Source organism: Oscillospiraceae bacterium CM, from assembly GCA_022870705.1.
Taxonomy (GTDB): Bacteria; Bacillota; Clostridia; order Oscillospirales; family Oscillospiraceae; genus Sporobacter.
The window spans coordinates 622,832-649,210 of sequence record CP072107.1; the positions used below are offsets into that span (position 1 = coordinate 622,832).

General features: G+C 49.8%; 27 protein-coding genes. 14 read left to right on the forward strand and 13 right to left on the reverse strand.

Annotated elements, in window-relative coordinates:
- The first annotated feature begins 191 nt into the window (after positions 1 to 191).
- From IZU99_03185 to IZU99_03200, 4 genes are all read left to right on the forward strand, one after another.
- Complete coding sequence (locus IZU99_03185) at positions 192 to 1,556, forward strand: hypothetical protein (GenBank protein ID UOO38274.1); 1,365 nt, start codon at positions 192 to 194, stop codon at positions 1,554 to 1,556.
- Positions 1,557 to 1,576: 20 nt separating this feature from the next.
- A complete protein-coding gene (locus IZU99_03190; GenBank protein ID UOO38275.1) occupies positions 1,577 to 1,795 on the forward strand; it encodes a hypothetical protein in 219 nt (72 codons plus the stop codon).
- A 137-nt stretch (positions 1,796 to 1,932) separates the two neighbouring features.
- Positions 1,933 to 2,157 (forward strand): hypothetical protein, encoded by a 225-nt coding sequence (locus IZU99_03195; protein ID UOO38276.1) that lies wholly within the window; start codon positions 1,933 to 1,935, stop codon positions 2,155 to 2,157.
- A 358-nt stretch (positions 2,158 to 2,515) separates the two neighbouring features.
- The gene (locus IZU99_03200; GenBank protein ID UOO38277.1) at positions 2,516 to 3,250 is read left to right on the forward strand and encodes a glucose 1-dehydrogenase; all 735 of its coding nucleotides are present in this window, start codon (positions 2,516 to 2,518) and stop codon (positions 3,248 to 3,250) included.
- A 9-nt stretch (positions 3,251 to 3,259) separates the two neighbouring features.
- Here the strand turns inward: IZU99_03200 and IZU99_03205 are convergent, their stop codons facing one another.
- Positions 3,260 to 3,799, reverse strand: coding sequence for a hypothetical protein (locus IZU99_03205; protein ID UOO38278.1), 540 nt, complete (start codon positions 3,797 to 3,799; stop codon positions 3,260 to 3,262).
- 118 nt (positions 3,800 to 3,917) lie between these two features.
- Positions 3,918 to 4,526, reverse strand: a complete 609-nt coding sequence (safA, locus tag IZU99_03210; GenBank protein UOO38725.1) for a SafA/ExsA family spore coat assembly protein — start codon at positions 4,524 to 4,526, stop codon at positions 3,918 to 3,920.
- 310 nt (positions 4,527 to 4,836) lie between these two features.
- On the opposite strand from safA, the gene IZU99_03215 reads away from it, so the two are divergent.
- Complete coding sequence (locus IZU99_03215) at positions 4,837 to 7,218, forward strand: EAL domain-containing protein (GenBank protein UOO38279.1); 2,382 nt, start codon at positions 4,837 to 4,839, stop codon at positions 7,216 to 7,218.
- Positions 7,219 to 7,233: 15 nt separating this feature from the next.
- Here the strand turns inward: IZU99_03215 and IZU99_03220 are convergent, their stop codons facing one another.
- A complete protein-coding gene (locus tag IZU99_03220) occupies positions 7,234 to 8,043 on the reverse strand; it encodes a DUF975 family protein (protein UOO38280.1) in 810 nt (269 codons plus the stop codon).
- Between the two features lie 244 nt (positions 8,044 to 8,287).
- On the opposite strand from IZU99_03220, the gene IZU99_03225 reads away from it, so the two are divergent.
- Positions 8,288 to 8,728 carry a zinc ribbon domain-containing protein gene (locus IZU99_03225; protein ID UOO38281.1) on the forward strand — a complete coding sequence of 147 codons (441 nt, stop codon included), beginning with the start codon at positions 8,288 to 8,290 and terminating at the stop codon, positions 8,726 to 8,728.
- Positions 8,729 to 8,909: 181 nt separating this feature from the next.
- On the opposite strand, the gene IZU99_03230 is transcribed toward IZU99_03225, so the two are convergent.
- The 3 genes from IZU99_03230 to IZU99_03240 form a co-directional block, all read right to left on the reverse strand.
- Positions 8,910 to 9,455 carry an NADH peroxidase gene (locus IZU99_03230; protein UOO38282.1) on the reverse strand — a complete coding sequence of 182 codons (546 nt, stop codon included), beginning with the start codon at positions 9,453 to 9,455 and terminating at the stop codon, positions 8,910 to 8,912.
- A gap of 42 nt (positions 9,456 to 9,497) precedes the next feature.
- Positions 9,498 to 9,890 carry a transcriptional repressor gene (locus IZU99_03235; GenBank protein UOO38283.1) on the reverse strand — a complete coding sequence of 131 codons (393 nt, stop codon included), beginning with the start codon at positions 9,888 to 9,890 and terminating at the stop codon, positions 9,498 to 9,500.
- 217 nt (positions 9,891 to 10,107) lie between these two features.
- Positions 10,108 to 10,368: an enolase gene (locus IZU99_03240; GenBank protein ID UOO38284.1), complete on the reverse strand. Its 261-nt coding sequence runs from the start codon at positions 10,366 to 10,368 to the stop codon at positions 10,108 to 10,110.
- Between the two features lie 233 nt (positions 10,369 to 10,601).
- On the opposite strand from IZU99_03240, the gene IZU99_03245 reads away from it, so the two are divergent.
- Positions 10,602 to 12,620: a diguanylate cyclase gene (locus tag IZU99_03245; GenBank protein ID UOO38285.1), complete on the forward strand. Its 2,019-nt coding sequence runs from the start codon at positions 10,602 to 10,604 to the stop codon at positions 12,618 to 12,620.
- A gap of 262 nt (positions 12,621 to 12,882) precedes the next feature.
- On the opposite strand, the gene IZU99_03250 is transcribed toward IZU99_03245, so the two are convergent.
- Both IZU99_03250 and IZU99_03255 read right to left on the reverse strand, forming a co-directional pair.
- Positions 12,883 to 14,418: a WG repeat-containing protein gene (locus tag IZU99_03250; protein ID UOO38286.1), complete on the reverse strand. Its 1,536-nt coding sequence runs from the start codon at positions 14,416 to 14,418 to the stop codon at positions 12,883 to 12,885.
- Positions 14,419 to 14,427: 9 nt separating this feature from the next.
- Positions 14,428 to 15,345, reverse strand: coding sequence for a substrate-binding domain-containing protein (locus IZU99_03255; protein ID UOO38287.1), 918 nt, complete (start codon positions 15,343 to 15,345; stop codon positions 14,428 to 14,430).
- Between the two features lie 193 nt (positions 15,346 to 15,538).
- On the opposite strand from IZU99_03255, the gene IZU99_03260 reads away from it, so the two are divergent.
- Positions 15,539 to 16,372: a sulfite exporter TauE/SafE family protein gene (locus IZU99_03260; GenBank protein UOO38288.1), complete on the forward strand. Its 834-nt coding sequence runs from the start codon at positions 15,539 to 15,541 to the stop codon at positions 16,370 to 16,372.
- The gene (locus IZU99_03265) at positions 16,369 to 16,725 is read left to right on the forward strand and encodes a DUF1634 domain-containing protein (protein ID UOO38289.1); all 357 of its coding nucleotides are present in this window, start codon (positions 16,369 to 16,371) and stop codon (positions 16,723 to 16,725) included. The genes IZU99_03260 and IZU99_03265 overlap by 4 nt, the downstream gene beginning before the upstream one ends.
- Before the next feature lie 48 nt (positions 16,726 to 16,773).
- Here IZU99_03265 and IZU99_03270 read toward each other — a convergent pair whose 3' ends face one another.
- Positions 16,774 to 17,043, reverse strand: coding sequence for a hypothetical protein (locus IZU99_03270; protein ID UOO38290.1), 270 nt, complete (start codon positions 17,041 to 17,043; stop codon positions 16,774 to 16,776).
- A 176-nt stretch (positions 17,044 to 17,219) separates the two neighbouring features.
- Here IZU99_03270 and IZU99_03275 point away from each other — a divergent pair, with 176 nt between their 5' ends.
- From IZU99_03275 to IZU99_03285, 3 genes are read left to right on the forward strand one after another with little or no spacing between them, the layout of a single operon-like run.
- Positions 17,220 to 17,726, forward strand: a complete 507-nt coding sequence (locus IZU99_03275) for a nitroreductase family protein (protein ID UOO38291.1) — start codon at positions 17,220 to 17,222, stop codon at positions 17,724 to 17,726.
- A 42-nt stretch (positions 17,727 to 17,768) separates the two neighbouring features.
- A complete protein-coding gene (locus IZU99_03280; GenBank protein UOO38292.1) occupies positions 17,769 to 18,962 on the forward strand; it encodes an HDOD domain-containing protein in 1,194 nt (397 codons plus the stop codon).
- A 43-nt stretch (positions 18,963 to 19,005) separates the two neighbouring features.
- Positions 19,006 to 19,488 (forward strand): hypothetical protein, encoded by a 483-nt coding sequence (locus IZU99_03285; protein ID UOO38293.1) that lies wholly within the window; start codon positions 19,006 to 19,008, stop codon positions 19,486 to 19,488.
- Between the two features lie 78 nt (positions 19,489 to 19,566).
- Here IZU99_03285 and IZU99_03290 read toward each other — a convergent pair whose 3' ends face one another.
- The 4 genes from IZU99_03290 to IZU99_03305 form a co-directional block, all read right to left on the reverse strand.
- A complete protein-coding gene (locus tag IZU99_03290) occupies positions 19,567 to 19,962 on the reverse strand; it encodes a helix-turn-helix transcriptional regulator (protein UOO38294.1) in 396 nt (131 codons plus the stop codon).
- A 69-nt stretch (positions 19,963 to 20,031) separates the two neighbouring features.
- Entirely contained in the window at positions 20,032 to 20,826 is a 795-nt protein-coding gene (locus IZU99_03295; protein ID UOO38295.1) for an amidohydrolase family protein, read from the reverse strand.
- 8 nt (positions 20,827 to 20,834) lie between these two features.
- Complete coding sequence (locus tag IZU99_03300; protein UOO38296.1) at positions 20,835 to 22,025, reverse strand: hypothetical protein; 1,191 nt, start codon at positions 22,023 to 22,025, stop codon at positions 20,835 to 20,837.
- A 15-nt stretch (positions 22,026 to 22,040) separates the two neighbouring features.
- On the reverse strand, positions 22,041 to 23,456 hold the full coding sequence (locus IZU99_03305; GenBank protein UOO38297.1) for an MBOAT family protein: 1,416 nt from the start codon (positions 23,454 to 23,456) through the stop codon (positions 22,041 to 22,043).
- A gap of 723 nt (positions 23,457 to 24,179) precedes the next feature.
- Between IZU99_03305 and IZU99_03310 the strand changes: the two genes are divergently transcribed.
- Both IZU99_03310 and IZU99_03315 read left to right on the forward strand, forming a co-directional pair.
- A complete protein-coding gene (locus IZU99_03310) occupies positions 24,180 to 24,998 on the forward strand; it encodes a DUF4163 domain-containing protein (protein ID UOO38298.1) in 819 nt (272 codons plus the stop codon).
- 172 nt (positions 24,999 to 25,170) lie between these two features.
- Positions 25,171 to 26,325 carry a transglutaminase domain-containing protein gene (locus tag IZU99_03315; protein ID UOO38299.1) on the forward strand — a complete coding sequence of 385 codons (1,155 nt, stop codon included), beginning with the start codon at positions 25,171 to 25,173 and terminating at the stop codon, positions 26,323 to 26,325.
- Positions 26,326 to 26,379 lie beyond the last annotated feature (54 nt).

Consider the following 26,379-nt stretch of genomic DNA (forward strand, 5'->3'; position numbering starts at 1 on the left):
GCCTTTAACCTGCATGGTTTCAACCACATGGTCACGATGGTTTTGAAAGAAATCGGGTCATATTCACAACAGACTTTCTTAGCGCGAAACAGGCTTAAACTCAACATCAGTTAACATAACAAAAGCTCGGCCGTTGGCCGGGCTTTTGTGTTGCCGACGCCGCGCTCAGTTTGGGTCAAGTGGCTATTACCTTGCCATTTGGGGCAACAGGTTCGCTTGTTGTGTTATCAACTTCCGCTGCCGGGCAGACGGCCTTGCAGTCACTTCAAAACGGCGCAACGACCGATCAAGCATTTGAGTTGGCGACGGTCGCCGGGGCTGTCGAACTGTTGACCGAAAAAATCCCGGTCGACAACTTGTTTTCCCTCATGAAGGGCGGCAAAAACACACTCAAACAGGGTTTGAAAGCCACCGCAAAAAGGGTGTTCGTCGACGGCGGCAAACAGGCCGGGATGGAAGCTGCGCAGGAAGTAATCGGTCAATATATCAATACCGTCGCAGACGAAGCGATCATGGGTGACAAATCTCAATACAACCGGCTTGTCGAGCAGTATGTCTCCGATGGGAAGAGCCGTGGCCAGGCAGAGCGCGATGCGTTTAATAAGCTATATATTCAAGACACGCTCGTTGCGGGTCTTCAAGGTGGGCTCTCCGGCTTCGCTATGGGCAGTGGCGGCAGCTTCGTCGGCGGTTTAACGGCGCCGAGAGCGAATACAGGGATGACGACGCCCGTAGTTGCTTCAGAGAGTCCTGTAATAATGCCATACGCTCAAGCTGAAAAAACTGCGCAAAACGCCTCCATCCCACTCACGCCACATCCCGTATCCGTCGAATCCATCCGGCAGACGTATGAAAAGCTGATTGCAGAGCAGCAGGCAGTCAACGCGCAAAATCTCGCGGCGGAAAACAGGAATCGTGATCTGACGGATGTCTATCGGGAGAAGGTTCAGGCAAATGGCGTGGGAGCTGATACCGTCAGCGCGCAACCGGTTGAAAACAGCGCAGGACAGGGATATAATGGCATTGACACATTAGAGAAGCTCTACGACGAGGCGGTACATAGTAAAGGTATAGACGGCGCGGGGGATGGCCTGAATAAAGCTGGAATACCAAAAACAAAGGTTGACGAGATCCTCAAATCTCTTCCTGGTTCAAGGCCCAATCCCAAAACATATTTAAGCAAAGAATATATTGCGAACCACTTAGGAAATTTTAATAACGGGGTTACTAAAATCAAATACAAAGCTCCTACTGGCTTTGCTGGCCCTCCCGACGGAACATTTGTTATGCCGTCATCGGTAGCAAACGATTTGATAGCCAAGGCTAACGGGGACATATCAAAACTTGAGCAATTACTTGGGCTCGCCCCTGGTTCTTTAGGAAAAAACCCTGTGCGGGTTGATATTGCGAATCCGACTGGTTTACGGATGCCAAGCGGTAATGAATTTGGTGCGAACGCCCAATGGGTTCCTGGAGGATATACCAGTGGTAAAATTCCGGAGATCATTATTGATTCACCAGCGCCAGGGCAATATATCGTAAGACCGCTTACATAACATTTGAAGGAGATGAAATTGTGGAAACGAAAATCTTCGATGATTACGGTGTGGAAATTTTTAAGCGTTCGGGCAAATATTTTATTTGTGTTGATTCTGGAGAAATGGCGAGCAGACTCGTAGAAGCCGAAATATCTATGAGCGATGCTACACTTGCACAACAAGGCCCTCAAAAAGCATATGATGTTCTTATGAAATATAAAAACATGGGGTTATTTAAGAATGTAGAAGATGTATAGGGGCTTACTTGCAACCCCTTTTCAAGCTTTGGTTTCATGCGGCATTTCACATACTTAATTTTAAAGCAAGTTGTGGGAAAAGTATTTACTTTAAGTAATAGGTTTTCAACATATGTTGGCAAATGGAGAAAGCTTATATGCAAACAATCATGGAAGATGAAGGAATAGAATTGTATAGTAACAATGGCAAATATTATCTAAGATATGATGCAGGAGAACTAATGATTAAAATGAAAAATCTCGAGATTTCAGCAAAAGAGGCTCAAGATATAATTAGTAATCTAGACACTGCATATAACATTATAATTACTTATCACGATAAGGGAGTGTTCGGAGAAGATTCTTATGATTCAGAGATTTAGGCAACTTCACACCCCACGCCTCTTAGGTAAATTCAATAACAGTTAACATAACAAAGCCCGGCGACCGCCGGGCTTTTGTTTTTGAGTAGCGATGGCGTGAGGGGCGTACCCACATAGCGAACCGCACACAGCATGACAAGCACATCCCGTATCCGTCGAATCCATCCGGCAGACGTCTGAAAAGCTGATTACAGAGCAGCAAGCAGCCAACGCAAAAAACGTAACGGCACCGTAACCGCTTTTTAGAGACGCGGTATCAGAAAATGCGACAATATATACTATAATTTGATAATATACTTGCAATTGATACCAATATATAGTATTATATGCCCATAATATGCAAATCGGAGGGGCTGTTATGGCCGGGAGGCTGGATAACAAGGTTGCCATCGTCACGGGCGCTACGACGGGTATTGGGCGGGCTATCGCCGCCTTGTTCGTCAAGGAGGGCGCGAAAGTCGTTTTTGCCGGCCGCCGCGAGAAACCCGGCTTGGCGCTGGAAAGCGATCTGAAAGCGATTGGCGGCGATGTCCTGTTCGTTCAGACCGATGTGACGAAAACGGAAGATCTGCAATACCTCGTCAATACGGCTATCGGCACTTATGGGCGCGTGGACGTGCTCGTCAACAATGCCGATCACTTGGGGGCGGACGCCGATTTTGACGAGATTCGCGATTATGAGGACATTTTTAATGTCAACATCAAAAGTTATTTGATCCTGTGCCGCGAGGTTCTGCCATATATGATCCGTCAGCAAAAGGGTTCTATTATCAACGCCTCCTCCGCCTGCGGGGAGACGGGGATTCACAGCGTTGCTTCCTATGCTGCCAGTAAGGGCGCGATTAAGGCCTTTACGCGCTCCTTGGCCGGTGAATACGCCGATCAGGGCGTGCGCGTCAATTCCATTATGCCTGGCATGACGATTTGTGACGATGACCCTGATCATGATATGAAATTCTTCAATTCCATCCCGATGGGCAGGGCTGGGGCCCCGGAAGAGATCGCCAATGGCTTTTTATTCTTTGCCAGCGATGAATCGTCTTTTTGCACCGGCAGCAATTTAATCATTGATGGCGGCGCGACAGCCATGTGACGCGTGGCGTTAAATAATTTTTGGAGGCCTGAAAACGGCCTCCTTTTCTGCGTCCGGCGCGTACCGGCAAATACGGAAGAAGGCTTTTGTTTTAAGACGCGGTATAATAACCAGCCAGAGCGCGCTGTAAGACGCTGAAAAGACCGTATAGATGGGGATGCAGGAGTAAACCGGCAGCTCAAGTGCTAGGCCGAACGTGGCGGAACCGATAAGATACGTCATCGCGAGCAGGCCGAAAAGCATCCCGGCTGTCGCGAGGAAAAAGGCGCGCCTCTTATTGGCGTCAATCCCAAGGATCAGGCCGACGAAGCCGGTTGTCATTAAAAATTCGGCCGCATACCGAGGGCTGATGACACAAAGCATGGCACCGGCAGTGACGTAGACGTTTAATGCCTTTTTTCCTAACAGGATACCGGCCAGCGCCATTAAAAACGTCCCAACGGTGCAAGAAATCGTGCCGAAAGCCGGGATGAACAGCCCAAACGCATAAAGAACGCACATGGTGGCGGCAAAATATGCACCGACACAAAGCTTAAATGATAACGGCATGACGCGCCCCCTTTCCGCCTTCGGGATGGTGCTATTTTATGTCGGGGCGGGCGCGGATTTTGCTGAAAATCGTGATAAAAAACCACGGGGACGTTTTCCGAGCCCCGTGGTTTTCTTCTTATGCACTTTTAATAAATTCCTGTGTCCAGTAAAACGTCCCGTTGGAAGCCTTGGCGACGCCGACACCGATCTGGTTATAGATCGGGCTCATGATATTGGCGCGGTGCCCCGGCGAATTCATCCAGGCATTCATAACCTCCTGCGGTGACCGCTGCCCATAGGCGATATTCTCACCGGCCGCCGTGAAATGAATGCCGAAGTCCTCCATCATTTTAAACGGAGACCCGTACGTTGGTGACGTATGGCCGAAATAGCCCTTGTTAATCATATCCTGTGATTTATATCGGGCGACGCGGCTCAACTCCCAGTTGGCGGCCAGCGGCGCAAGGCCTGCCGAGACCCGATTGCGGTTAACAAGGTCGATGACCTGCTGCTCAAGCGCCTTCACGTCGTCGATACTCGGGATATAGATTTTTTCGCCGACATAAATCAGCGCGGGGTTTTTGATCTGCGGATTGGCGGCGATCAGCTCGCTGACGCCAATTTGATATCTAACGGCGATTTTCCACATCGTATCACCGGGGACGACCGTATATGTCGCACCCGCGGCAGCGGCACTGAGCGGTATAATGACAAGAAGAAGCGCCATTGCCAGCGTAGATACCATCAGTTTTTTTATTTTTAAGAAATTCATTACTGCACCTCCAATCATAGTATTGGCATAATCGTTGCATTTTGAGGCGCAATCGTTTTAAATAGCCGCTAAAATGCTGGGGAAAATACTGTATAATGGCTATTTTCACACGTTTTGGCCTGTAGCCGAGCGGAATTTTCAAAATCGCGCGATCACTAGAGAAAAATCTGTTAAAAAATTGGCAGAAATAACAATTGAGAATTATGTGAGAAATACCGATAAATAAATAAATGAGTTAACGTCTAGCCCGATGCGGTGGGACGATAGATGCAAGGTGAAGCTGTTGAAAAGTTTACTAAACGCTTACATAACATCGCGGAACGAAATGGAATCACTCCATCATGAGAATCAGATGACGCTGACGATCACCGTTCCGCTGCTTATTTTTGCTTCGCTTGTCAACTATGTTGTGTTTGTGCTGATAGAGAATTCCAACGTGGCGGCAGCGTTCACGAACAGCCTGATCTTTTTGTTTTTTGCTGTCTGCATGCAGATTGTCAAAAAGCTGTCTATGGCGCAGCGGATTAAGTACTTTGTCATTATTGGCTATTTGATGCTTCTGCTTGTTTTTCTCGTCATTCGATATTACATGATCATTGGCCCGACGGTATGGACGATTTCTTTTATTATGATTTTGATCGCGCTTGCCAGGAATAACAGACTGATGATCACTTTCGTCTCACTGCTACTCGTTGTGCTCGGTATTTATGCATCGGTTGCCGACGTTTCATTCGTGATGGGAACAGAATACTACATTTCCCAGTTCCTTGCCTTTGCGTTTTTGTTTATCATCGCATCGGGTGTTCAGTATATCAGTATTGAACGTCATAAAAAGATCATTGGTTATCTGGGCGAATCGGAGCTCATATCTCAGGTTTCCGCCGATTTTATTTCCGTCTGCGCCGACAATTTTGATGAGAAGGTCGACGGGATGCTTCAGCGGCTGGGGCAGTATTTGCAGGCTGACCGCGCCGGTGTTCTCGTCCTGTCACCGGACGCGAAGACGCTGACATGCGCCTATAAGTGGCGTTCGAAAGAATTGGAAGACATATCCAGTCAACCCGTTGATTTCACCGTTTACCGCTTCCCGTGCTGGCAGGAGCAGATCAGCAAAAAGAAAGGCGGCCTTAACGACATCGGTCTGTTTTGCACACCGGCCGAACAAGAAGCGCTGGCACGGTTTGGCATCAAATCGATTTTGTCAATACCGATTGTTAATAACGACGTCGTCTATGGCATTCTGGTTTTTGTTTCCGGAACGGCCGAAAAAAAGTGGCACGACAATCATTTAAAGATCACAACAATTATGGCCAATTTCCTGGGTGATGCGTTTGCCAAGATCCGCTATGAAAAAGAAATCAATTATATGGCGTTTTACGATGCGCTGACGGGTCTGCCCAACCGGTTTCTCTTCAACCGCCTGCTTGATCAGGCCATCACGGAAGCCGGGCAGGCGCATTCGAAAATCGCCGTCATTTTCATTGATCTGGACGCCTTTAAAGCCGTCAACGATACGATGGGCCACGAGGGCGGCGACGCACTGCTTCAGCAAGTCGCTCAGAGCCTTTCCTGCTATGTTGCTGACGGGGGCGTCGTCGCGCGGTTTGGCGGTGATGAGTTCATTATTATGCTCCGCGGCATCCAAGACAACGAACAGCTTACTCAAATAGCCGGTGAAATCATGGCTGTTTTCAAAAGGCCGATTAAGGTCCGTGATCAGGAATTCTTTGTAACGGCAAGCGCCGGTATTGCCATTTATCCGGAAGACGGCGAAAAGTCAAACGATTTAAAAAAGAACGCCGATCTCGCCATGTACAACGCCAAAGAGCTCGGGAAAAATCAGGCCGCCTTCTGCACCGTGCAGATGAAGGCGGAAATCGAAAAAAAAGTACAGCTGACGAATCAGCTGTACAGAGCGCTTGAAAAGAACGAGCTTGTCTTGTATTATCAGCCCTTTGTCAGCATTACAACGAAGGAAATTATCGGCGTCGAGGCGCTTGCCAGATGGGTGCATCCGGAGATGGGTCTCGTTTCACCGAGTGTTTTTATCCCGCTGGCTGAACAGACAGGCCTCATTAATCCGATTGGACGATGGGTTCTCGAAACGGCCTGCCGCCAGAATAAAAAATGGCAGGAGGCGGGATATCAGCCCGTTCGAATGGCCGTCAATCTGTCCGTTGAACAGTTCCACAACTTGAATCTCGTCAACGAAATCAGAGGTGTTCTGGAAAAAACAGAGCTTTCCCCACAGTATCTTGAGCTTGAGATTACGGAGAGCGTTGCCATCAAGGAAACAGACTATATCAGCAGCGTGCTCAGGGAACTTAAAAATCTGGGTGTCTCCATCGCCATCGACGATTTTGGAACGGAATATTCGTCCCTGTCGCGCATTAAGCAGCTGCCGATTGATCGCATCAAAATGGCTATGCAATTTGTGCACGGCATTTCCGTCAGCCGACAGGACGAGGCGATTGCAAAAATCATCATCAATCTGGCAAGCAATCTCGGGGTGAAGGTGATTGCCGAGGGCGTTGAAACAGAAAACCAAATGAGATTTCTTGAAAAACGCGTCTGTGACGAGGTTCAAGGCTACTATTTCTATAAACCGATGCCGGCGGAAGAGCTTGAGAAAATTCTGAGCAGCAAAGAGCTGGTTTTGTTGTAAGCGGCCGGACGACCATTAAGCCCCCGGCATATAAAGATTCAGCTCTGCCGGTGTGCACAGGCCATATCTGACGGCGTTGTCACGCAGCCTGACGTAGAGTTCGGCATATGTCGCCTGTACATAGGGCATGACAAATAAGGTGCCGATGCCGAGCGCCAGTGTACCGAGCAGCAGCCAGCCAAGGAAAGAAAGGCCGAGAACAAACATGTTCCATTTGTGCCCGTATGTCATGGCGATGCTGAGCTTGAGCGCCCTGTCATACCCGATGCTCGGATTGTCAGCCAGGATGTATGGCGTCATGCTATAGGACAGGGATTTTATTATAACGACAATATATCCGGCAATCATAAGCAGGATGCTGACGGCAAGAAAGCCGCCATACCCAGCAGATAGGCTCCAGCCAGTACTGTATAAATCCCCGTACATCATGGTATACGGCAGAGTACTGGAGAATATAGCGGTGAAGAGGATGATGAGACCGGGTAAGAGAATCAGCGACCAGAGAAAGATAAACAGATACATCCATGCCGTGGCGCCGACGACCTTCCAATAATAGCCGCTTTCAAACGGGACAAACAGATTCCGGATGACGGGCGGTGCCAGGCGGTTTTGCAGCAGGAAAAAGCTCATGCCAACCGACAGCGGCAGCGTGACAAAAATGTTGAGCGCAATCGAGCCGAGGCCGGAGAGCCAAGGCATAAAAGACACCATCATGCCCCCCGCAAACGATATGGCTATCATGATTAAGTAACCTGCAAAGGTCTCCCAGTATGTTACTCTTAAAATTGCTTTGGCGTTACTTTTAAGGTCTTCTCTCGTCCACATGACTGATTCCCCCATTCTTTGTCAGCATTTTACACGATGGTGAGGATCGATGCAAGCTATAATGTCGAAAAATGGCAGTGGCCAATCTGACCAATGCGTGACAATAAACACCTGATTAACCCAATATCTTGCAATATTCGCCCCGGTATGATAACATGAGACAAGGCGTATTTGCGCATTAATAAACATATAGTTGATTAGAAATCAAGCAGGCATGGGATCAATAAATTTTGGAGGGATTAACGTGAAGAAATGCACGCAATGCGGGCAGACGCTCAACGACGATTTGAAGTTTTGCTTCAAGTGCGGCGGGGCTAACTTTGAACCGGTCGCCGAGGCGGCACCGCAGCCCACGCAGCAAGCCTACCAGCAGCCCTATTATCAGCAGCCGCCTGTCTATGCGCAAACCGTTGCACCAAAAAATAATTTGGAACCTGTTTCGATTGGTCAGTATGTCTTGTTTTGGGTATTATGGATAATTCCTTTCGTAGGGCCTTTGGTTGGTTTGATATATACGATTGTTGTGGCGGTCGGGGGGCCAAATTATAAACAATCATATGTCAATTTAGCCCGTGCAGTACTTATTGTTTTAGCTATCGGATTAGCCTTAGGTATTGTATTTTTACTATTTTTCTGGGGTACAATAATGAGTGCGATTGGCAGCGCGAGCAGTTATTATTATTGATTACCGGAATTAAGAATTACAATCACAGCGCCGGGGATACGTTCATATTTCCGGCGCTGTTTTTGTTTGCGCCATCACGCCACGATGCCTTCACACTACGCATGTCGTGCTAATAAATTAACCAAAGGCGCGATGCTGCAGGAAGCATCGCGCCTTTGGTTAATAAAAAAGGAGGAGTATTTTATGCACCGAAATAACGCTGGAGAAGGCCTTTAAACGCCTTGCCGTGCCGGGCTTCGTCGCGTGCCATCTCATGAACGGTATCGTGAATGGCATCGAGATTAAGGGCCTTGGCGCGCTTGGCGAGGTCGGTTTTGCCGCCTGTGGCACCGTTTTCAGCATTGACACGCATTTCAAGATTCTTTTTGGTGCTGTCGGTGACAACCTCGCCGAGAAGCTCGGCAAATTTCGCCGCGTGCTCGGCTTCCTCAAACGCGGCCTTCTCCCAGAAGGCGCCGATTTCAGGATAGCCCTCGCGGTAGGCAACGCGGGCCATCGCGAGATACATGCCGACCTCCGTACACTCGCCGGTAAAATTCATCCGGAGATCGTTGATGATATCCTCCGGCGCGCCCTTGGCAACGCCGACAACATGTTCGGCAGCCCAAAGCATATCATCGCCCTGCTCGACGAATTTTTCAGCAGGAGCACCACAGACGGGGCAGGACTGGGGGGGCGTATCGCCCATATGGACATGACCGCAAACACCGCATACAAACTTTTTCATATAATGACCTCCAATAATAATTCAAATATTAAAATCGTCAGATCATGGACTGACGCATTTTTCACAGTTACCGTAAAAAGTGAGTTGCCTGAACAAAACATCAACGTTGTTTTGGCTGGCTGTCTCATCGTTTAAGGAAGGTGAAACAGACACCTCGATATCACGCACTGCCCCGCAGGACAGGCATATAAAATGGGTGTGCTCCGTCACCGTGCCGTCATAGCGCTCCTGCCCACCCACAACGCCGACGGTTATCACTTTGCCTTCCTCTTTAAAGGCGGCAATATTGCGGTAGACCGTCGCCAGACTGAGGTCAGGAATCTCCTTTCGGAGCTCTTCATAGACCCAGAGCGCCGATGGGTGCGTCGTCGTCGACCGGATTTTTTCAAGCACCGCGTCACGCTTGCGGCTGTGTTTTTTGACTGTTGCTGTCATGAGGCGGCCCCCGAAATAATAATAAGAATAATTCTTGTTATTAAGATAACAGATATTTTTATTTTTGTAAAGAGGCTTTTATAAAAAAACTGCCGTTTTGTAATATCGTCACAAACGGCGTATCTTAAACAAGGCGAAAAAAATGCACCCGTCAGCGGCACGCGGCCGTCTGTACAGGTGCGTTTCATGATACGGTCATGTTACTTGGAGATTTTGTTTAGCTGCCCTTCAGTTGTCGTGCCGCCTGATTGACGCCGGTAGCGGCAAGCCCGCTGACAATACCGATAGCAACGGCGTTTAAATAATCAGAAGCGGGATAAGAGGGCATGATGAGCATGGCGAGAACGCCCAAAAGCCCGCCGGTCAGTCCGCTGATAATCGGCAGCCATTTTCGATTGAGCGGCGTCGTTTTAATAATCTCTATGAGCAGATAACAGATCACGGTGATAGCGGCGACAGAAGTAAACCCGAAGTCCATGAAAAAAGCTCCTTCCGTTTATGGCTTGTAGTATTTATGTATGCCGAACGTGTCCAAATCAGAACAAAAAGGGTCGGTGCTCAAAAATCAAAAGGGTATTTTTAGAAAAAAGCGAAATTTTTATTGAAAAAAATATGAGAATATAATAACATAAAGGTCACGAGTCAAACGGGTTACATGACACGAAATGGCATAAGTGTATAGCACTGGAAAAATATGCGGGAGGGCAATGAATGGGGTTATCATTTTATAAACAGCTGATGACAAACCATGGCAGCTTTAAGCCGATTGACCCTGAATATAAATTTGTCTATTTGCTGAATATTGTTTTATTCTTTTTTATCCTGATCAATGTTTTCTTTGCCGCTGTTGAACTGCTAATTGGCTTGATTCCGCTGGCAGGGATTCATATCGTTTCGGCTGTCGCCTGCACGCTCCTGCTGACATATTTTCATCGGACGAATCATTTAAAAGCCGCTTCCGGTGCCATGGTAATGCTTCTCTGCGCCGCCGTTATAGCCGTTTTATTTTGGCTCGGGCATCAAAACGTTGTTCTCGTACTTATTTGCCTCTTGCCGCTGCTGGTCTATTTCATCATCGGTTATAAAACGCCGCCATTGATTTACGGAATTTTTGTCGTTTATCTGTTTGCGTTTTTATTTTTCACGTATCAAAGCTGGGGTGAGTGCGTTTTCACGCTGATCATCAGTGTTCACAGCGCTCTATCCTTCATCCCGCTGGCTTTAATGATGATGTATTATGAAATAAGCTGGAAAGAGGCCGGAGACGCCGTCTATCTCAAGAATACCGAGCTGGAACAGGCCAACGCAGCCCTTCGTGAGAGCAAGGACCGTCTTAGGCTGATTCTCGATTCGACGGCTGAGGCAATATTCGGCATTGATTTAAAAGGCGCCTGCACGTTCTGCAACGCCAGCTGCCTTGAAATGCTCGGCTACAGGGAAGAAGCGGAGCTGCTTGGAAAAGATATGCACGAACTGATACACAGCAAGCAGCGCGACGGTAAACCCATCCCCAAGCAAGACTGCAAGATCAATCAAACCTGTATGGAAGGCATCGCCACGCATGCCGACGACGAGGTTTTCTGGACGGCCGGCGGCAACTGTTTTGACGTCGAGTATAATTCTTATCCGCAGTATAAAGACGGTGTGATGATTGGGGCCGTTGTGACATTTCAGGATAATTCTCTTCGAAAAATGCATGAGCAGCAGATTGCTTATTTCAGTTCGCACGATTCACTGACTGGCCTTCTGAATCGAAGTTATTTTGAAACAGCCATCAGTAAAATTGACACGAAACAGCAGCTGCCCGTTTCCGTTATCATGGGCGACTTAAACGGCTTGAAGCTGACAAACGATATTTTCGGCCACGACGCCGGTGACGACCTGCTCGTCAAGGCGGCGGACGTTCTGAAGAAAACGTGCCGCGAGGATGATGTGATCGCCCGTCTCGGCGGCGACGAATATGTGATTCTGCTGCCCAAAACATCTCATGAAGACGCCATCCATATTGTCAATCGCATGAAGGACGCGTTGAGCCGTATCAAGGTCAACGCGATCAAATGCAGCATGTCTCTCGGCTGCGATACAAAAACATCCATACAGCAGAAAATTGATGTGACAATTAAAAATGCCGAGAGCGAAATGTATAAGGATAAGGCGCTTAACCACACCAAAGTCAACGCCGATATGATTAACGCTATCATCATGTCGCTCTATGTAAAAAGCCCGCGGGAGGAGCAGCACTCGACAAATGTCAGCCAGCTGTGTACCGCCATCGGCGAGGCACTCAACTTGCCGGAAACGCAGCTCACGCAGCTCCGCAGCGCCGGTTTTCTACACGACATCGGAAAAATCTGCTTTTCAAACAATGTTCTCAACAAGGTCGGTCCGCTCAATGAACTGGAAACCGTTGAATTCAAGCAGCATCCAGCTGTCGGCTACAGAATCCTCAACCTGTTTGACAACACCCTGAACCTTGCCGACAGTGTCTATAGCCACCATGAATGGTGGGACGGCAACGGTTATCCGAGAGGCCTCAAAGGCAGCGAGATTCCACTCGTTGCCCGGATTGTCGCGGTCGCCGACCAATATGATTCTCTCACCAGCACATACAGCGATGACCCGCTCAGTCAAGAAGAAGCCCTCAAGCGGATGCAGGAGAAGGCCGGCGTGAAGTTGGACCCGCAAATTGTTGACGTCTTTATTAATATGATGTCAAATTCAACGCCATAAGGTTCATAAACGAACAACCCCGGCAGCTCTGCTGCCGGGGATTGACTTTTTACCGCATCAATGTGCAGCCCGATAAGACCTATGATGTCCTGCTGCTTTGGTCATTCATTTCATCATACAGCCGGTACCAGGCCTGCACGGTGTTTTCGAGAAAATAATAGTGGCGGATGTACGCAGCCAAAAGCACCGCGACGATGAGGACAAGGAGGAGCGTGAGGAGAGTGCCTATGGCGAGAAACAGCCCTGCCTCGGCGCTGCCTGGTCAGTCTGGCAGGTATGCCAGATGAGAAAGGCGGAACACATCGGCACCGGCGGTGTTCAGATAGGCGTAGCTCAGATTGCTGTTAATTTCAAAAAGATCTAGCGTCGTGTCAAAATTGGCGTATCCGGTTCCGGCGGCAATCGTTTTTCCGTCTCTGGTGAGGATTTGATAGGCCATTACGTCAGCGTAATCGCCGTATTCATTGATGATGAAGAATATCTGCCCGCTCGCGCTTTGAGCGATCTGAATGTTGGCGCTCGTTGTCAGCGGAATAACTGTTTTACCGTCAAGCGTCATCACGCCTTCCGACCACGTATCGTCGTTGTAGACATTGTAGCTGACAAGGCCGTCCACAACGGCACCGATATCGAGGTCGCCGGGATATGTGTGCTTTTCCGACCCCTTACTCAGCACAGTGCCGTCCTTTGTTTTTGCGTAAAACCAGCCGTCGGAAAGGAGAATCGCTTCCGGATTATCGGGCGAAATCTTTTTAAAATTGCTGTCATAATACGTCTGGTTATAGCTGCCGTTATTAAAGCTGTAGATACCGTTTCCCCATAAGCTGATGGCATAGTTGTTTTTAATGAGCGTTTTCCCGCCGGTGTCGATAACGGCATACGTCCCGTCTGCCAGCGTGACAATGGCCTTGCCGCTGACAAAAGGCTGGGCGTCTTTAAACTGCGGTGTGATGAGCATACTAAAATCAGTGCTGATGTACCCATATAGGCCGTCTTTCTGGACGGCGGCGTACCCCTCAGAAAAGGCATACGCATCTGTATATGCCGTGTAGGTTACCTTGCCGGTCAAAACGTCAATAAAGGCGGCATTGCCGTCATCAAGCTTGACTGCTAAAAAGCCGCCGCCGTATTGAAAGGTGTATGATGCGTCAGACGGGAGCAGATCATAGCAGGAAAGCGCTTTGATGTTATACAGCAGCTTGCCGCTGTAATTCATCACATCGATATCGTTTTTGTCGTCATTGCGTACGAGCAGCATGACGTTGTCCATATAAATGATATGCTGGTAATCAAACGGGGTGATCCAGCTGCCGTCAAGCGCGCAGGCGGCATAGCGGATACTTTCGCGGGGATTGTCTTCATCGACGGTTCCAATAATCTTTGATAAATTATACGCCTTGGCGGTGTCGATACCGTCATAGCGGCCGTATTGATAGCCGTAACCTTCAAAGACGGATTCGTAAATTGGGTCGGTTACAATCATGCCGCTTTCAGTTATTAGGCCGTATGAGTATGTCAGCACATAGCCACTGTCGGTGTATAAAGGCTGCCCGGCATACGGCAGCAGCCTGCCGTAGCTGGCTGATGGCGTCAACGCCGCCAGTGGTCCGTCTTTGAGGCGCGTGTATTTTTCCGCAGGCGCGGTGTAAGATGCCAGCTTTGAATAATCTGTTTTAACGCCGGAATGCCAGTCTGTTGCCGCCGGGGTGGGCGCGGCGCCGTTATTCTTGCAGGCGGATAAAAGCAGAGCAGGGAGCAGGAGAAAGACCGGCCAAAAGCGACGAATTTTTCCTTTCATCAGCCGCTCCTAACCCGATACGGGCACATAGCCCTCTGTTTTGATGAGATGCTGCCCTTCGGGTGAGAGCAGCCAGTTATACAAAACGCGGGCGGGGCTCTTTTCAGGCTCGTCTGATGCAATGGCGACATAATACGGATTTAAGAACGGATACTGCTTGGCGGCAATCGTCTCGTCGCTCGGGCTGACGCCGTCAATGGAGAGAATCTTGAGCCCGTCGGCCATCTTCATGTCGTTGGCATAATAATAAACGGAGTAGCCAATGGCAGAGGCCGAACCATCAAAGCTTTTAACGGCCGTCATAAGGCCTTCCATCTCGCTGATCATATAGCTCTTTGGTGCCTCAGCCATTTTCAGATCCTTCATGACGAGCTTTTCCATCAGCGCCTGGCTGCCGGACTCGGCGTTGCGCTGAAAGGCCTCGATTTTGGCATCGCTGCCGCCGACCTGCTTCCAGTTCGTGATTTCGCCGGAATAGATTTTCCGTACCTGCTCCGTTGTCAGGTTAGAGACGGGGTTATTGGCATTGACGACAAAAATGAGCGCGTCGATAGCAATGGGCGTCATCTCATATGCAAAACCGGCATCTTTCATCTCCTGAAAAACGTCTGCATTCGGTTCGGCGGCAATCACGATATCAGCGTCGCCGTTCATCAGATTGCGATAAGATTGTGTTGTCTTATTAAACTGCGCCAAATCGGCAACCTGCTGGCGTGTCTCACCAAGCAGAACGCTGGCTATCGCCTGCCCCAGCGGAATCGTAGAGGTCGACCCGTCCATTTTCGGGAAATTGTCCCGCGTGAAAACAAAATCGTTCGTAGCCGCGCCGGACGGTGACGGCCCGGCTGTATTCTGGTTTTTAAAGAAACAGGAACTCAAAAGCAGCATCAGTGCCATAAGCAGGACAAGTGGAATAATTTTTTTCATGACGTTTCCTCCCTTTTGCGGTGATGGTATGTATAAGGAATTCATTGCCAAGTATCAGAATACCTGAAAATCCAGTTTTAGTAAAGGTCATTCATGCAACAAAAAGTAAATATTCGATAACAGCAAACTGTCCTACAAAGCGGTTACGGAACGTGATATGATAAGGACAAACGCAGAAAGGTCAAAAATACCTATGCAGACGATTCTATATATCCTGCTCATTGCCATCGCCGCCGGGTTTATCGGCGCCCTGCTCGGCCTTGGCGGTGCGATTATCATCACGCCGGCTTTAACGCTCTTGTTCGGGATTGATATTCAATACGCCATCGGGGCGAGCATCATCTCCGTCATCGCCACATCGAGCGGTGCCGCCATCGCGTATCTGAAGGATGGCCTGACGAACATCCGCATCGGTATGCTGCTGGAACTTGGCACAACGGTTGGCGCGATTGCCGGGGCATATTTAAGCGGCCTCATTCATCCAAAATTTCTCTACATCGTTTTCGGCATCCTGATGCTCTATTCTGCCGTGATGATGCTCAAAAAGCTGCGTGCCGGCCATAAAGCGCCTGCAGTACCGCACCCGCTGGCAGAAAAGCTTCAGCTTTGTGATGCGTATTATGACAAGAGTATTGATCAAACCGTGCCCTATAAGGTGGCTGGCGTTTACGGCGGTCTCGGCATGATGGTTCTGGCCGGGACGCTGTCAGGTCTGCTCGGCATCGGCAGCGGGACGTTTAAGGTACTGGGGATGGATTTGTTTATGAAGCTGCCGATGAAGGTATCAACGGCGACGAGCAATTTTATGATCGGCGTTACGGCGGCGGCCAGTGCGGGTGTTTACTTCTTCCGCGGTGATATAGACCCCCACATTGCGGCCCCGGTTGCCCTCGGTGTTCTGCTGGGCGCAACAGTCGGCACGCGTGTGATGCAGGTTCTGAAAAGCGGCGCTGTCCGGCTCATATTTGTCCCGGTGCTCGCCATCGTCTCGATTCAAATGATCGTCAAGGGGGTTATGTTCCGTTGAAAAAAGACATCCGGGGGACAGAGCGTGCAATTGCTGCCCTGTTACAGGTAGGCGTCCTTTTAAGTGCTGCTGTTATTTTCGCCGGTCTTGTTTTATTTCTGGCAACGGGCGTGAGTGGTTATGAAGGCAATGCGTATCCGGTCGACCTGCCGGCGATTGTCACCGGCTTGCTGGCACTAAAGCCGTACGCCGTCATCCTGACGGGGCTCTTCATTCTAATCCTGACGCCGTTTGTGCGCGTCGGCGCCTCAATGATTTTCTTTATCCAGCAAAGGGATAAGGCATATACCATTATTACAGCGATCGTTTTGATCATATTGCTCATCAGTCTTTTTCTTGGTAAAACCGAATAGCGGCAAAAAAAGAATCTTCTCCGGATGCTCCTGGAGAAGATTCTTGAGTTATACCTTTTTATTATTATCCTGTGATGTTGGCGCGTCCTTGTTTTGCGCCATTATTTTGTTGTAAAGCTCTTCACCGACGCAGAGCTTGGCGTGTTTGCACCAGCAGACGCATGAGAGGATGCTGTTATAGGCGACAAAACCGCATTTGTCGCACGGCACCTCGGTATCGATTGAGAAAATCTCAATTTCGTTGCCGCACTCCGGGCAAATCCTGATTTCAAGCGTTGGTGTTTTCAGCTTGTCGGCTCCGTGACATCCGCTTAACATATCGGTCACCTCCTCTGAGCATCATATTAAACGTTTTAAGTAAAAAAGTCTGTTGTTTATACAACGAAGGAGACGACATTGCTTTAAAAATTGACATTATTCGTCTGTTCCAGTAAAATGAGGGCATGAAGGAATCCCTGTATTTTCACCGAAGGCACGGATTCAGGAGGCACAGCATGGACGTTTTTGAAGCCATTAAAACAAGACGGAGTATCAGGAAATATTCGGACAAGCCCGTTGAGGAAGAGAAGCTGACGTCGATTTTAGAGGCGGGGCGTCTTGCCCCGTCGGCAATGAACGCGCAGAACTGGCGTTTTATCGTTGTGCGCGATCGGGAAAAAATTCAAAAGCTGATGGATGCATCAGACGGCCAGAGCTTTGTCGGCCAAGCGCCGTGTGTCCTTGTCGTATGTGCTTCAAACCGCCGTCTGATGGCCTGCGGCCAACCGACCGATACGGTTGACGCTGCCATAGCAATGGCCTTTATGATTCTGCAGGCGCACGCGCTCGGCCTCGGCACCTGCTGGCTCGGCCGTTTCTTTGCAGACGCAATTAAAAAAACGCTGAACATACCGGATGATGTTGCCGTGGTGGCGGTTACGCCGCTCGGATATCCGGCAGAGCAGCCTGCGGCGCGGCCACGAAAGGCACGTCGCGAAATAGTCGGCATCGATACATTTTAACAAAGGCCGCGCGTATAGCGCCGGGCTGACGGGAGGTGGCCTATGGAATTTTATATTGCAAGGCATCCTGTGTTTGACAAAGGGAGAAACATCTTCGGCTACAAACTGCATTACTGCCGTCAACTCAGCGACCACTTTTATGCCGGTTACCGCGAACCGGAAGATGCCGAGACGCGCTATCGCGGGCTGTGTTTTGACGGCTTTGACGAATCGCCCGACAGGCCGAAAGCGCTTGTCGACTTTTCGGAAGAACTGATTGAATCACTCATTCCGCTGTTCCCGCGGGAAGACACATTCATCTGTTATGTGGCGGGGGACAACAGCGAATCGACTGTTTTGCGTGACTGCAAAGTAATTGGCAGTTATGGGTATCGCGTATCATACGAAGGTCCACTCGAGTTTATCCCGAAAATAGCCGCGTTTGTCGATATCGTTCGAGTCGATTTTAAGGCACAGGACCCGAACATGCTTTATGATGTCATTCAAAAACATCAAGACCGTATCCGCTTCAACGCGTATCAGATCGAGACATGGGATGATTATAAAAAGGCTCTTGCTATAGGCATTTCGTATTTCCAGGGTGATTTTTTCTTGTCGCCGCCGCCCGTCGGCCCTATTGGCATGAAAGCTTTTAATGCGACTATACTCCGGCTACTCAGTGAGCTCAGCGTCCCAGAGCCGAGCGTCAGGGCCATCACAAACATTGTTGAGCACGACCTGAATATTACGTATAGGCTGCTCAGGCTCGTGAATTCTGCCTATATAGCGCCAAATTTCAAGGTGAAAACAATCTCCCAGGCGGTAACGATTCTCGGCCTGCAGGAGCTCAATCAGTTTGTCTCGGCGCTGATGGTACAGGAAATGCGCCGGTCTGAAAATCTGGAGCTTGTCACGCGGTCGCTCATACGCGGCAAACAGCTCGAACTTCTGGCCATCCGTGACAACATACAGCTTAAAGGATCGGAAGCCTTTTTTACGGGTATTTTTTCTCTGCTTGACGTTATATTTCACAGAGATCAAAATACGCTTCTCGCGGACCTGCCGCTGACCGATGAGGTCAAGGATGCGCTCATGGGCGGCGGTGTGCTCGGGTCGATGCTGTCGATGCTCAAAGCGTATGAAAAAGGCCGGTGGGAAGAATTTGAAAGCGTTTACAAACCGGATTTGGCCGTGCAGGAAACTCTAATGATCACCTATCTCGAAGCCCTCGAATGGGCGCGCTCTATTGACTATTGATATGCAGCCGACAAAAGAATTGATTTAAAAGAATGGGATGAAATTGACAGAAAGCACACTGCGTCTGACGCCGCGCCAATACGCCGTCCAGTTTATCAAGTTTACGCTTTTTTCCGTATCGGCAGGGGTCATTCAGATTTTGAGCTTCGCGGTTTTGCATCTTCTTATCAAAAACAGCTATTGGATGCCCTATCTTTTAGCGCTCATTTTGTCCGTTCTTTATAATTTCACCGTCAACAGGCGCTTTACGTTTAAGTCGGCGGCCAATATTCCGCTAGCTATGTCAAAGGTTGCCGTATATTATGCGGTTTTTACGCCGCTGTCGACCTGGTGGGGACAATATTTGACAGATACCGGTTGGAACTATTTTATCGTTCTGTTTGGGACGATGGTGATAAACTTCGTCACGGAGTTTTTGTTCTGCCGCTTTGTTGTCTATCGAAAAACTGTTTTCTCGAATAAATGGGCGGAGAAGGACAGGGCGGAGGCCGCCCGAAACAGCGGCGCGTCGAGACAGGAGCACTGAAAGTTCGCAACTCTATGAAAAAGCCCCGAAGGCCAGCCGGTAACAGGCTGCCTTCGGGGCTTTATTATAACGAAATGACTACGCTGCCTTACCGCCGGACCGCGTCCCGCAGCGCACGCAGCCGGATGGCAGCGCGACAGGCAGATTCGGGGCGGAGGATTTTCTGTAATAGCCGGGCGAGACGCCGTAGTGGCGTTTGAAGGCGCGTGAAAAGGCCTCCTGTGAGCCAAATTGATATTTCAGGGCGATGTCAATAATACGCTCGTCGCTGCCTGACAATGCCGAGGCCGCGGTTTCCATCCGCCGCCTTGAAATATATTTCTGAACCGGCTCACCGATAATGCGATGGAAAAGCCTGTGATAGTGGTATTTGGACAGATAAGCAATGTGAGACAAATCCTCCAGCCCAATCGGGCTCTCGAGGTTGTCTTCAATATAATCCAAAGAAGCGCGCAGCTCATGCTCGTAATCCATGAAACATCACCTCACTTTATAGTATAGACCCGTTTGTCAAGCGTTATTTGATTTATTTTGCGCAATGACTTAAAATCCCAGCAGCCGTGCTGCGTTACCGCCGCGGATGAGGTCTTTCTCCGCCCGGCTCAGGGGCAGCGCCTCAAGCGCCTCAAGCTCGCTGCCCGCATCTGACCACGGCGAGTCAGAGGCAAACAGGACCTTGTCGGCCCCGTGCGCGGCGACAATCTGGAGAAACTGATCATTTGAAAAATACTCAAAGCCCATTGCCGTGTCAAAATAGATGTTTTTCCCGGCAAGGTGGCGCAATACGTCGTGCCACTGGCCGTGACCGCCAAGGTGGGCCGCCACGATGACGCCGCCTTTCATCGCGTCGACCACGGCTGCAAAGCGCTGCGGTGTTGACTTAAACGGCGGCGGGAATCCGGGGTCGAAACCGGCGTGGTGCAGTAAAATCAAGCCGCGGCTCAGTGCGTAGTCATAGATCGGCAGCATTTTCGGATCGTCGACAACAAAGTCCTGATATTCGCAGTGAAATTTCAGCCCCTTGAGGCCAAGGCTGACGACGTAGTCGATATCCCGCTTGTAATCGTCCGTCAATGGGTGCACGCCGCCAAAGGGGACAATCTTGTCACAGGCGGCAGCGGCTGCCCATTCATTGAGGCTGCGAAACTGTGACGGTTTGGTGACGACAGGCTGAAGAACAGAAAGATCGACACCCGTTTTCGCCATGTGCTGTAACAGGCCCTTCACCGTGCCATCCGTTACCGGCGTAAAAGCCGATTCAATATTCGCCAGCAGGAGCGCCAGGGCCTTGTCCGCCAGGCTGTCGGGAAAAGCGTGTGTATGGAAATCAATGATCATAGCGGCTCCTAGAAGGCAGTCCCGTTGCCGCCCGGCGTGACAAGGACGCTATAGTCCCGTATCATGATGACGACATCCGGTTTGTATTGTTTAATATAGTCAGCAAGCGACATCGCGGTATAATGGCGCAGGTCAAGCGAGCGTATTTCATTAAAGCTTGTATACATCAGGCATTCAATGGCGTTTGTGTAACTGTCGCCGACGATTAGAACATTGGGCAGCGCCGGGCGGTCAGTGCGGATAACCGTTTCAGCAATATCTCCACCCATGTAGACGGTGTATGAGACCGTCTCGTCCGGTGACGCGGGCAGCGCGTAAACCGTTGCCGGTACCGTGACACCGTTATTGACGCGGGTAAAAGATATCGGGTTTTTCAGCGTGCCGATAACGGCATGCTCGTTTGTGTCGATCAGATTGAACAGCTTTCGGGCGCGTGAGCCTAAAAAAGGATTCGGCAGCGTTTCAAACGTGATGTCGTCAGACGTGAGCTGCGGCAGCGATTTGCCGCTATCATGCTCAATCTGCCGAATAATGGCCTGATAGGCGCTGAAAGCCCCTTCAAAGGTGAAGTGGTGGTCAGACTTTGAATAATAGCCTGCCGGATGGCCGAGATCATCAAAAACATCGCCCAGATCCACAAACGGCACGCCGCGGTCGGCCATATCCTTTTTGAAATCCGTCACAACGGTGTCGGCAAGGGCGCCGCCGTTGTCCAAATATGCCGGATATTCTTGGCTGTCATAATCGGTTTGACCTTGAACAGCAACGAAACAAAAGGTGCCGCCGTCTTGCGTCATCATGTCCTTCAGGGCTTTCATACTATCGGCCATTGCTGCCGACGCAGCCTCGATTTTGGCGCTGTCGACAACTTTATAGTCGTTGTAGCTCAGCAGCAGGCCGTTTGTCGGAACAATGTCGTTGACAACGGGGCGGTGCAGAACGTTTAAGTCGATCATGGTACCCACTTTTAAAAGCGTTTCACGTGCGGCGGCATGATCCTTCAAATACGTCTCCCACGCCGCAAAAAAGCTCCCGTCGATGAAAGACGATGATGACAGGACAGGGGCGGCAGCGAGCGGCCTGTTTTCGAAATAGGAGGTATCCGCCCTTGGTTTGAGGAGGGTCGCCGCGGCACCAATATAAATGAAGGTAAGAAAACAAAAAAGGAATAGCGCGTTAGATGCCTTTTGAAGCTTCATTCAGCCCCGCCTCCTTTAAAACCTAAAATAAATGAATGGGTTGAATGAACCGACAACCAATTTTAAATACGATAGGGCAAACAAAAAAAGCGCCAGAAGACGGGGGCCTGCCGCTAGCAGCAGTCGGCCAGAAATAGATGGCGCTTTTTCAAGCCGTTTTTGTACAGCGTTTTTAACCGGCATGGCGGCAATGACGGAGACGAGGAGCTCCGGCCAGTATTCATAAAGGAGATACAGCGTCTGCCCGCTTTCAGGTGCGCCGCCGCCGAACATAACGGCAATAAAATGAAAAGCCTGTCCAAACGTGTCTGCCCGGAAGAAAACCCACCCGATGACGACGAGGAGGAGCGTATAGATATGGCGGAGCGGGGAAGGGCTTTTTTCTAATAACTTGCCCCAGAGAAATTTTTCGCCCAGCAGCAAAACGCAGAAGTAAAGGCCCCAGGCGATAAAAGTCCACGCAGCGCCGTGCCAGAAGCCGGTTAGCAGCCAGACGATGACGATGTTGCGAACATTTTTCCATCGCCCGCAGCGATTGCCGCCAAGCGGGATATAAACGTAATCGCGAAACCACGTTGTCAGAGAAATGTGCCAGCGCCGCCAAAAGTCCGTAATGGAGGCGGCGATGTACGGATAATTAAAGTTTTCGAGAAAATGAAAGCCGAACATGCGCCCAAGGCCGAGCGCCATATCCGAATATGCAGAAAAATCAAAATAGATTTGCCCGGTGTATGCCAGTGCGCCGAGCCAGGCAAGGCCGGTCGACAAGCCGCCGTCAGGCCGGGCGAAAACGGTGTCGGCAATGACGCCGAGGGTGTTGGCGAGCAGCATTTTTTTCGCCAGCCCGAAAACAAAGCGCATGGCCCCTTCGGAAAAATCGGCCAGGTTCTCATGCCGGACGGTCAAATGGTCTGAAATCGTTGAATAGCGGACAATCGGGCCGGCCACAAGCTGTGGGAACAAGGAAATATATAAGGCGACCTTTAGCGGATTCTTCATCGGCTGCGCCGTGCCGCGGTAGACGTCGATAATATAGCTCAGCCCATGAAACGTAAAAAAAGAAATGCCGATCGGAAGCGTTACCGCCGGGAGGGGGAGAGACGTACCAAGGGCGTTAATCGTTTCGGCAAAAAATCGTGCATATTTAAACCAGCCAAGCAGGCCAAGGCCTAAAACGATGGCCGCCAGCAAAAAAAACCGGCGTGTCTTTTCACCGTATCGGTTTGAGACGAAAAGACCGCAGACGTAGTTTAAAAAAATAGAGGCGAGCATTACCAGCAGAAATCGCGGCCCGCCATAGGCGTAAAAGAAAAGGCTGAAGCCAAGAAGCACAACGTTTCTGGCTTCACGAAAGCGCCGCGGTATGATGAAATATAGGATCAAAAGCGCGGGGAGAAAGATAAAAAGAAAACCGATACTGGAAAATACCATGTCGTTCTCCTGCAATGGTAAAGATCGCTAAAATTCAGCTTCAGTATATGCGCTCACATAAAGGTTGTCAAACGGTTTTAACAGGCGTTTAGGCTTCAAGATATGCCTGAGCCGGGCGCAAACGCCTGAAACCATGCCGGGAAAAAAGAAAATGAAAAAGCCGCATTTTCATTAAAGTTCAGCATGAATAAACCGATAAACAATATATAATAAAAAATTGAGGCCAACTGGGGCCGCCAGTAAACATAATCATGTTACAAATGCAACGTTATAGACGAACGGAATAAAAACGGTATAAAATGTAAGAAACGACGCCTTTTATACGAAAGAACTTTTCGTATAAAATTATGTTAACGCCAGAACCGTGCCGACACCTGTTTTGTGACCTTTATAAGGCCTTACCGGCGTTGATAACAGGCAAATGGGGATAACCCGTGGGCATATGGTGGAAAACTGATATTTAACAAACGTTATAACAGAATACTAACGTACGTTAAGTAGAAACCTCTTCCTGAAACAGGCAGAATTTAATCAAGCGTTAGAAAACCGCGCCTGAAAACCGGGTGCGGTTCTTTTTGTTTTCGGATGCTGTTAAGACGTCTTTTTAACATATAATTTAATGTTGTACAAACATTAATCTGGTGCCGAACGCAAAATTCTCGTAGACAAGTGGGTTGCGGTTTGCTTAAATAGAGATAAACTTAAATGAAGAGGTGCGATACCATGAAAAATGCAAAAGGCCTTTTTCTGCTGGCTCTGCTTCTGGCAGCAGCGCTCGTTCTCGGCGGCTGCCGAAAAGCAGCTGAAAACGCATCGTCAAGCCCGCAGCAGACATCAGGTGAGACTGGGGAGTCCACAACACCAAGTGCATCGCCGACTGATATCGTCCCGGCTTCCGGCTACCAGTTTGAAGAAAAGACGTATGCCGACGGTGTCATTTCACTCAAATATCCGCAAATCAAAAACTTGTCCGACACGGAAAAGCAAGATAAGCTCAATAAGCTGATTTATGAGGCCGCCATGCGCGATCTTGACGAGGTTAAAAGCAGCGATATGGCTGACTATGAGATGACGTACGCGGTGACCTACAACAGTCCAGACGTTATTAGCATCAGCTTTGACGGCTACAGCGAGGTGACTGGCGCGGCGCATCCGAATCTCTTTTTGTATGCCGTGACGATCGACGCCAAGAATGTTAAAGCAGTTAAGCTCAAAGACCTCGTTAAAATCGATGAAAGCTTCGTCACCGCGCTAATTAACGGGACCTACAGCTCCATGGGCTTTGACATGACGGACGATACGCGGGACGCCATCCGTGAAGTCCTCGGCGGGATGGATACAGAGAGCTGGCTCGAGCAGCTGAAAAATGCCGACACGTCAGGCTGGGCAACCGCCTCCTACCTGACCGATGAAGGCCTGATGGTCTCCGTTTCTGTGCCACATGTGATGGGAGACCATGTCGAGATCCTGCTCACCTATCAGCAGCTGACTGCCTTTAAAACGAGCAGCCCGATCTGGCAGGCAGTCGGCACCGGCGATTAATGTAACGATTTAGAAGATTAAAAATGTCAGCAAAGCCGCCGGACAGCGTTCGGCGGCTTTGCTTTACTCAATGGCTAAGGCGGCTGTACGGCTGCCGGAACGCCGCTGTTTGGAAAAAAGAGAAAAACGGCATAATAACAAGAGCTTACAAGTTGACGTTTGGAGCATTGTTATGGCCATTTTTCAAGGTAATTTCATATCTTTTTTGTTGGGTGCCGCATTTTTTGTACCGCTGCTGGTCGGCCTTTTTCGCCCGCTAACCCCCGAGCGGATTTATTACTCGTTGAATGTGACGCTCAGTGCCGTCATTTTTATAGTCTCGGCATGGCTGTCTGTTCTTTTATTGGGGCTATTATTGTCGGGTGTTGATTTGCCTCGTTTTTTGGCCGACATTCCGTTTCTGGGGCAGACGCTATCGGGGGGTGATGTCCTAGCGGCGATTGTCCTCGCGATTCTGCTGCTCGTTGGGCTTAACGGTGCGCTGCAGCTTTTGGCCTCACCGTTCGTGACACGGGTCCTCCGTCCCCTGTCGGACAAGCTCGGCCGTGTCACTACCTCCGGATGCGCTCTTTTCAGGCGTCTTGCCGGTTCGCTCTGGCAGCTGCCGAAAGCTGTTTGGCTTCTGTTGCTGGTGACGTTGCTGTGTAATTTTTATACCGGCATTTCCGGTAATGCCACGCTTGGCAGTGCGATTTCCGGCTCCGCCGTCTACCGCCTCGTCGACGATTTCGCCGTCCAGCCGATTTTGACGTCAAACATCGTCCGCCGGTTTCCGGCGGCACTTGACGAGACGGTTGACAAAGCCGTCGACTGTCTCTCTCCGGAAGGGCGGCGGCTATTCGTCCGGGTCTATATTAACGGTGTTCTGGTCGACGATGCCGTCACGTCGGACCCGGATATCGACAATATGGCTATATCGCTTGTCGGCGCTGCCGGGAGCGCTTACAAGAAAGGCGAAATCCTCTATGAATGGGTCGCCGATAACATCGCCTATGACAACGATAAGGCGGCTTCAATTATGACAAACGATTGGACGGCGCCATCCGGTGCTGTCGCGGCGTTTTATTCGCGTCGCGGCATCTGCTTTGACAAAGCCTGTTTATACGTTGCCATGTGCCGGGCTGTCGGCATCAAGGTTCGTCTCGTGACCGGCAAGGGCTACAACGGCAGCGTTTGGCTTGAGCACTCGTGGAATCAGATCTATGACGACAAAAACGACAGATGGGTCAACGCCGACACGACGTTTGGCAGCAAGGGTAACCGATATTTTGACTCGGCAGCCTTTTTTACCGACCATGACGCAGGAGAAATTCAAGGAATATGGTGACCGTTTTTCACACCGGTATCTTGCTAAAGATCGTGTAAAATGCGCCGAAAAATA

Excerpts from the sequence above, each read along its gene's own strand:
- IZU99_03305 (UOO38297.1), bottom strand. The coding sequence starts at position 23,456 with ATGGTATTTTCCAGTATCGGTTTTCTTTTTATCTTTCTCCCCGCGCTT.
- IZU99_03280 (UOO38292.1), top strand. The coding sequence starts at position 17,769 with ATGGAATTTTATATTGCAAGGCATCCTGTGTTTGACAAAGGGAGAAAC.
- IZU99_03200 (UOO38277.1), top strand. The coding sequence starts at position 2,516 with ATGGCCGGGAGGCTGGATAACAAGGTTGCCATCGTCACGGGCGCTACG.
- IZU99_03260 (UOO38288.1), top strand. The coding sequence starts at position 15,539 with ATGCAGACGATTCTATATATCCTGCTCATTGCCATCGCCGCCGGGTTT.
- IZU99_03250 (UOO38286.1), bottom strand. The coding sequence starts at position 14,418 with ATGAAAGGAAAAATTCGTCGCTTTTGGCCGGTCTTTCTCCTGCTCCCT.
- IZU99_03220 (UOO38280.1), bottom strand. The coding sequence starts at position 8,043 with ATGTGGACGAGAGAAGACCTTAAAAGTAACGCCAAAGCAATTTTAAGA.
- IZU99_03270 (UOO38290.1), bottom strand. The coding sequence starts at position 17,043 with ATGTTAAGCGGATGTCACGGAGCCGACAAGCTGAAAACACCAACGCTT.
- IZU99_03195 (UOO38276.1), top strand. The coding sequence starts at position 1,933 with ATGCAAACAATCATGGAAGATGAAGGAATAGAATTGTATAGTAACAAT.
- safA (UOO38725.1), bottom strand. The coding sequence starts at position 4,526 with ATGGTATCTACGCTGGCAATGGCGCTTCTTCTTGTCATTATACCGCTC.
- IZU99_03300 (UOO38296.1), bottom strand. The coding sequence starts at position 22,025 with ATGAAGCTTCAAAAGGCATCTAACGCGCTATTCCTTTTTTGTTTTCTT.
- IZU99_03205 (UOO38278.1), bottom strand. The coding sequence starts at position 3,799 with ATGCCGTTATCATTTAAGCTTTGTGTCGGTGCATATTTTGCCGCCACC.
- IZU99_03310 (UOO38298.1), top strand. The coding sequence starts at position 24,180 with ATGAAAAATGCAAAAGGCCTTTTTCTGCTGGCTCTGCTTCTGGCAGCA.
- IZU99_03230 (UOO38282.1), bottom strand. The coding sequence starts at position 9,455 with ATGAAAAAGTTTGTATGCGGTGTTTGCGGTCATGTCCATATGGGCGAT.
- IZU99_03315 (UOO38299.1), top strand. The coding sequence starts at position 25,171 with ATGGCCATTTTTCAAGGTAATTTCATATCTTTTTTGTTGGGTGCCGCA.
- IZU99_03295 (UOO38295.1), bottom strand. The coding sequence starts at position 20,826 with ATGATCATTGATTTCCATACACACGCTTTTCCCGACAGCCTGGCGGAC.
- IZU99_03245 (UOO38285.1), top strand. The coding sequence starts at position 10,602 with ATGGGGTTATCATTTTATAAACAGCTGATGACAAACCATGGCAGCTTT.
- IZU99_03290 (UOO38294.1), bottom strand. The coding sequence starts at position 19,962 with ATGGATTACGAGCATGAGCTGCGCGCTTCTTTGGATTATATTGAAGAC.
- IZU99_03255 (UOO38287.1), bottom strand. The coding sequence starts at position 15,345 with ATGAAAAAAATTATTCCACTTGTCCTGCTTATGGCACTGATGCTGCTT.
- IZU99_03235 (UOO38283.1), bottom strand. The coding sequence starts at position 9,890 with ATGACAGCAACAGTCAAAAAACACAGCCGCAAGCGTGACGCGGTGCTT.
- IZU99_03275 (UOO38291.1), top strand. The coding sequence starts at position 17,220 with ATGGACGTTTTTGAAGCCATTAAAACAAGACGGAGTATCAGGAAATAT.
- IZU99_03240 (UOO38284.1), bottom strand. The coding sequence starts at position 10,368 with ATGGACTTCGGGTTTACTTCTGTCGCCGCTATCACCGTGATCTGTTAT.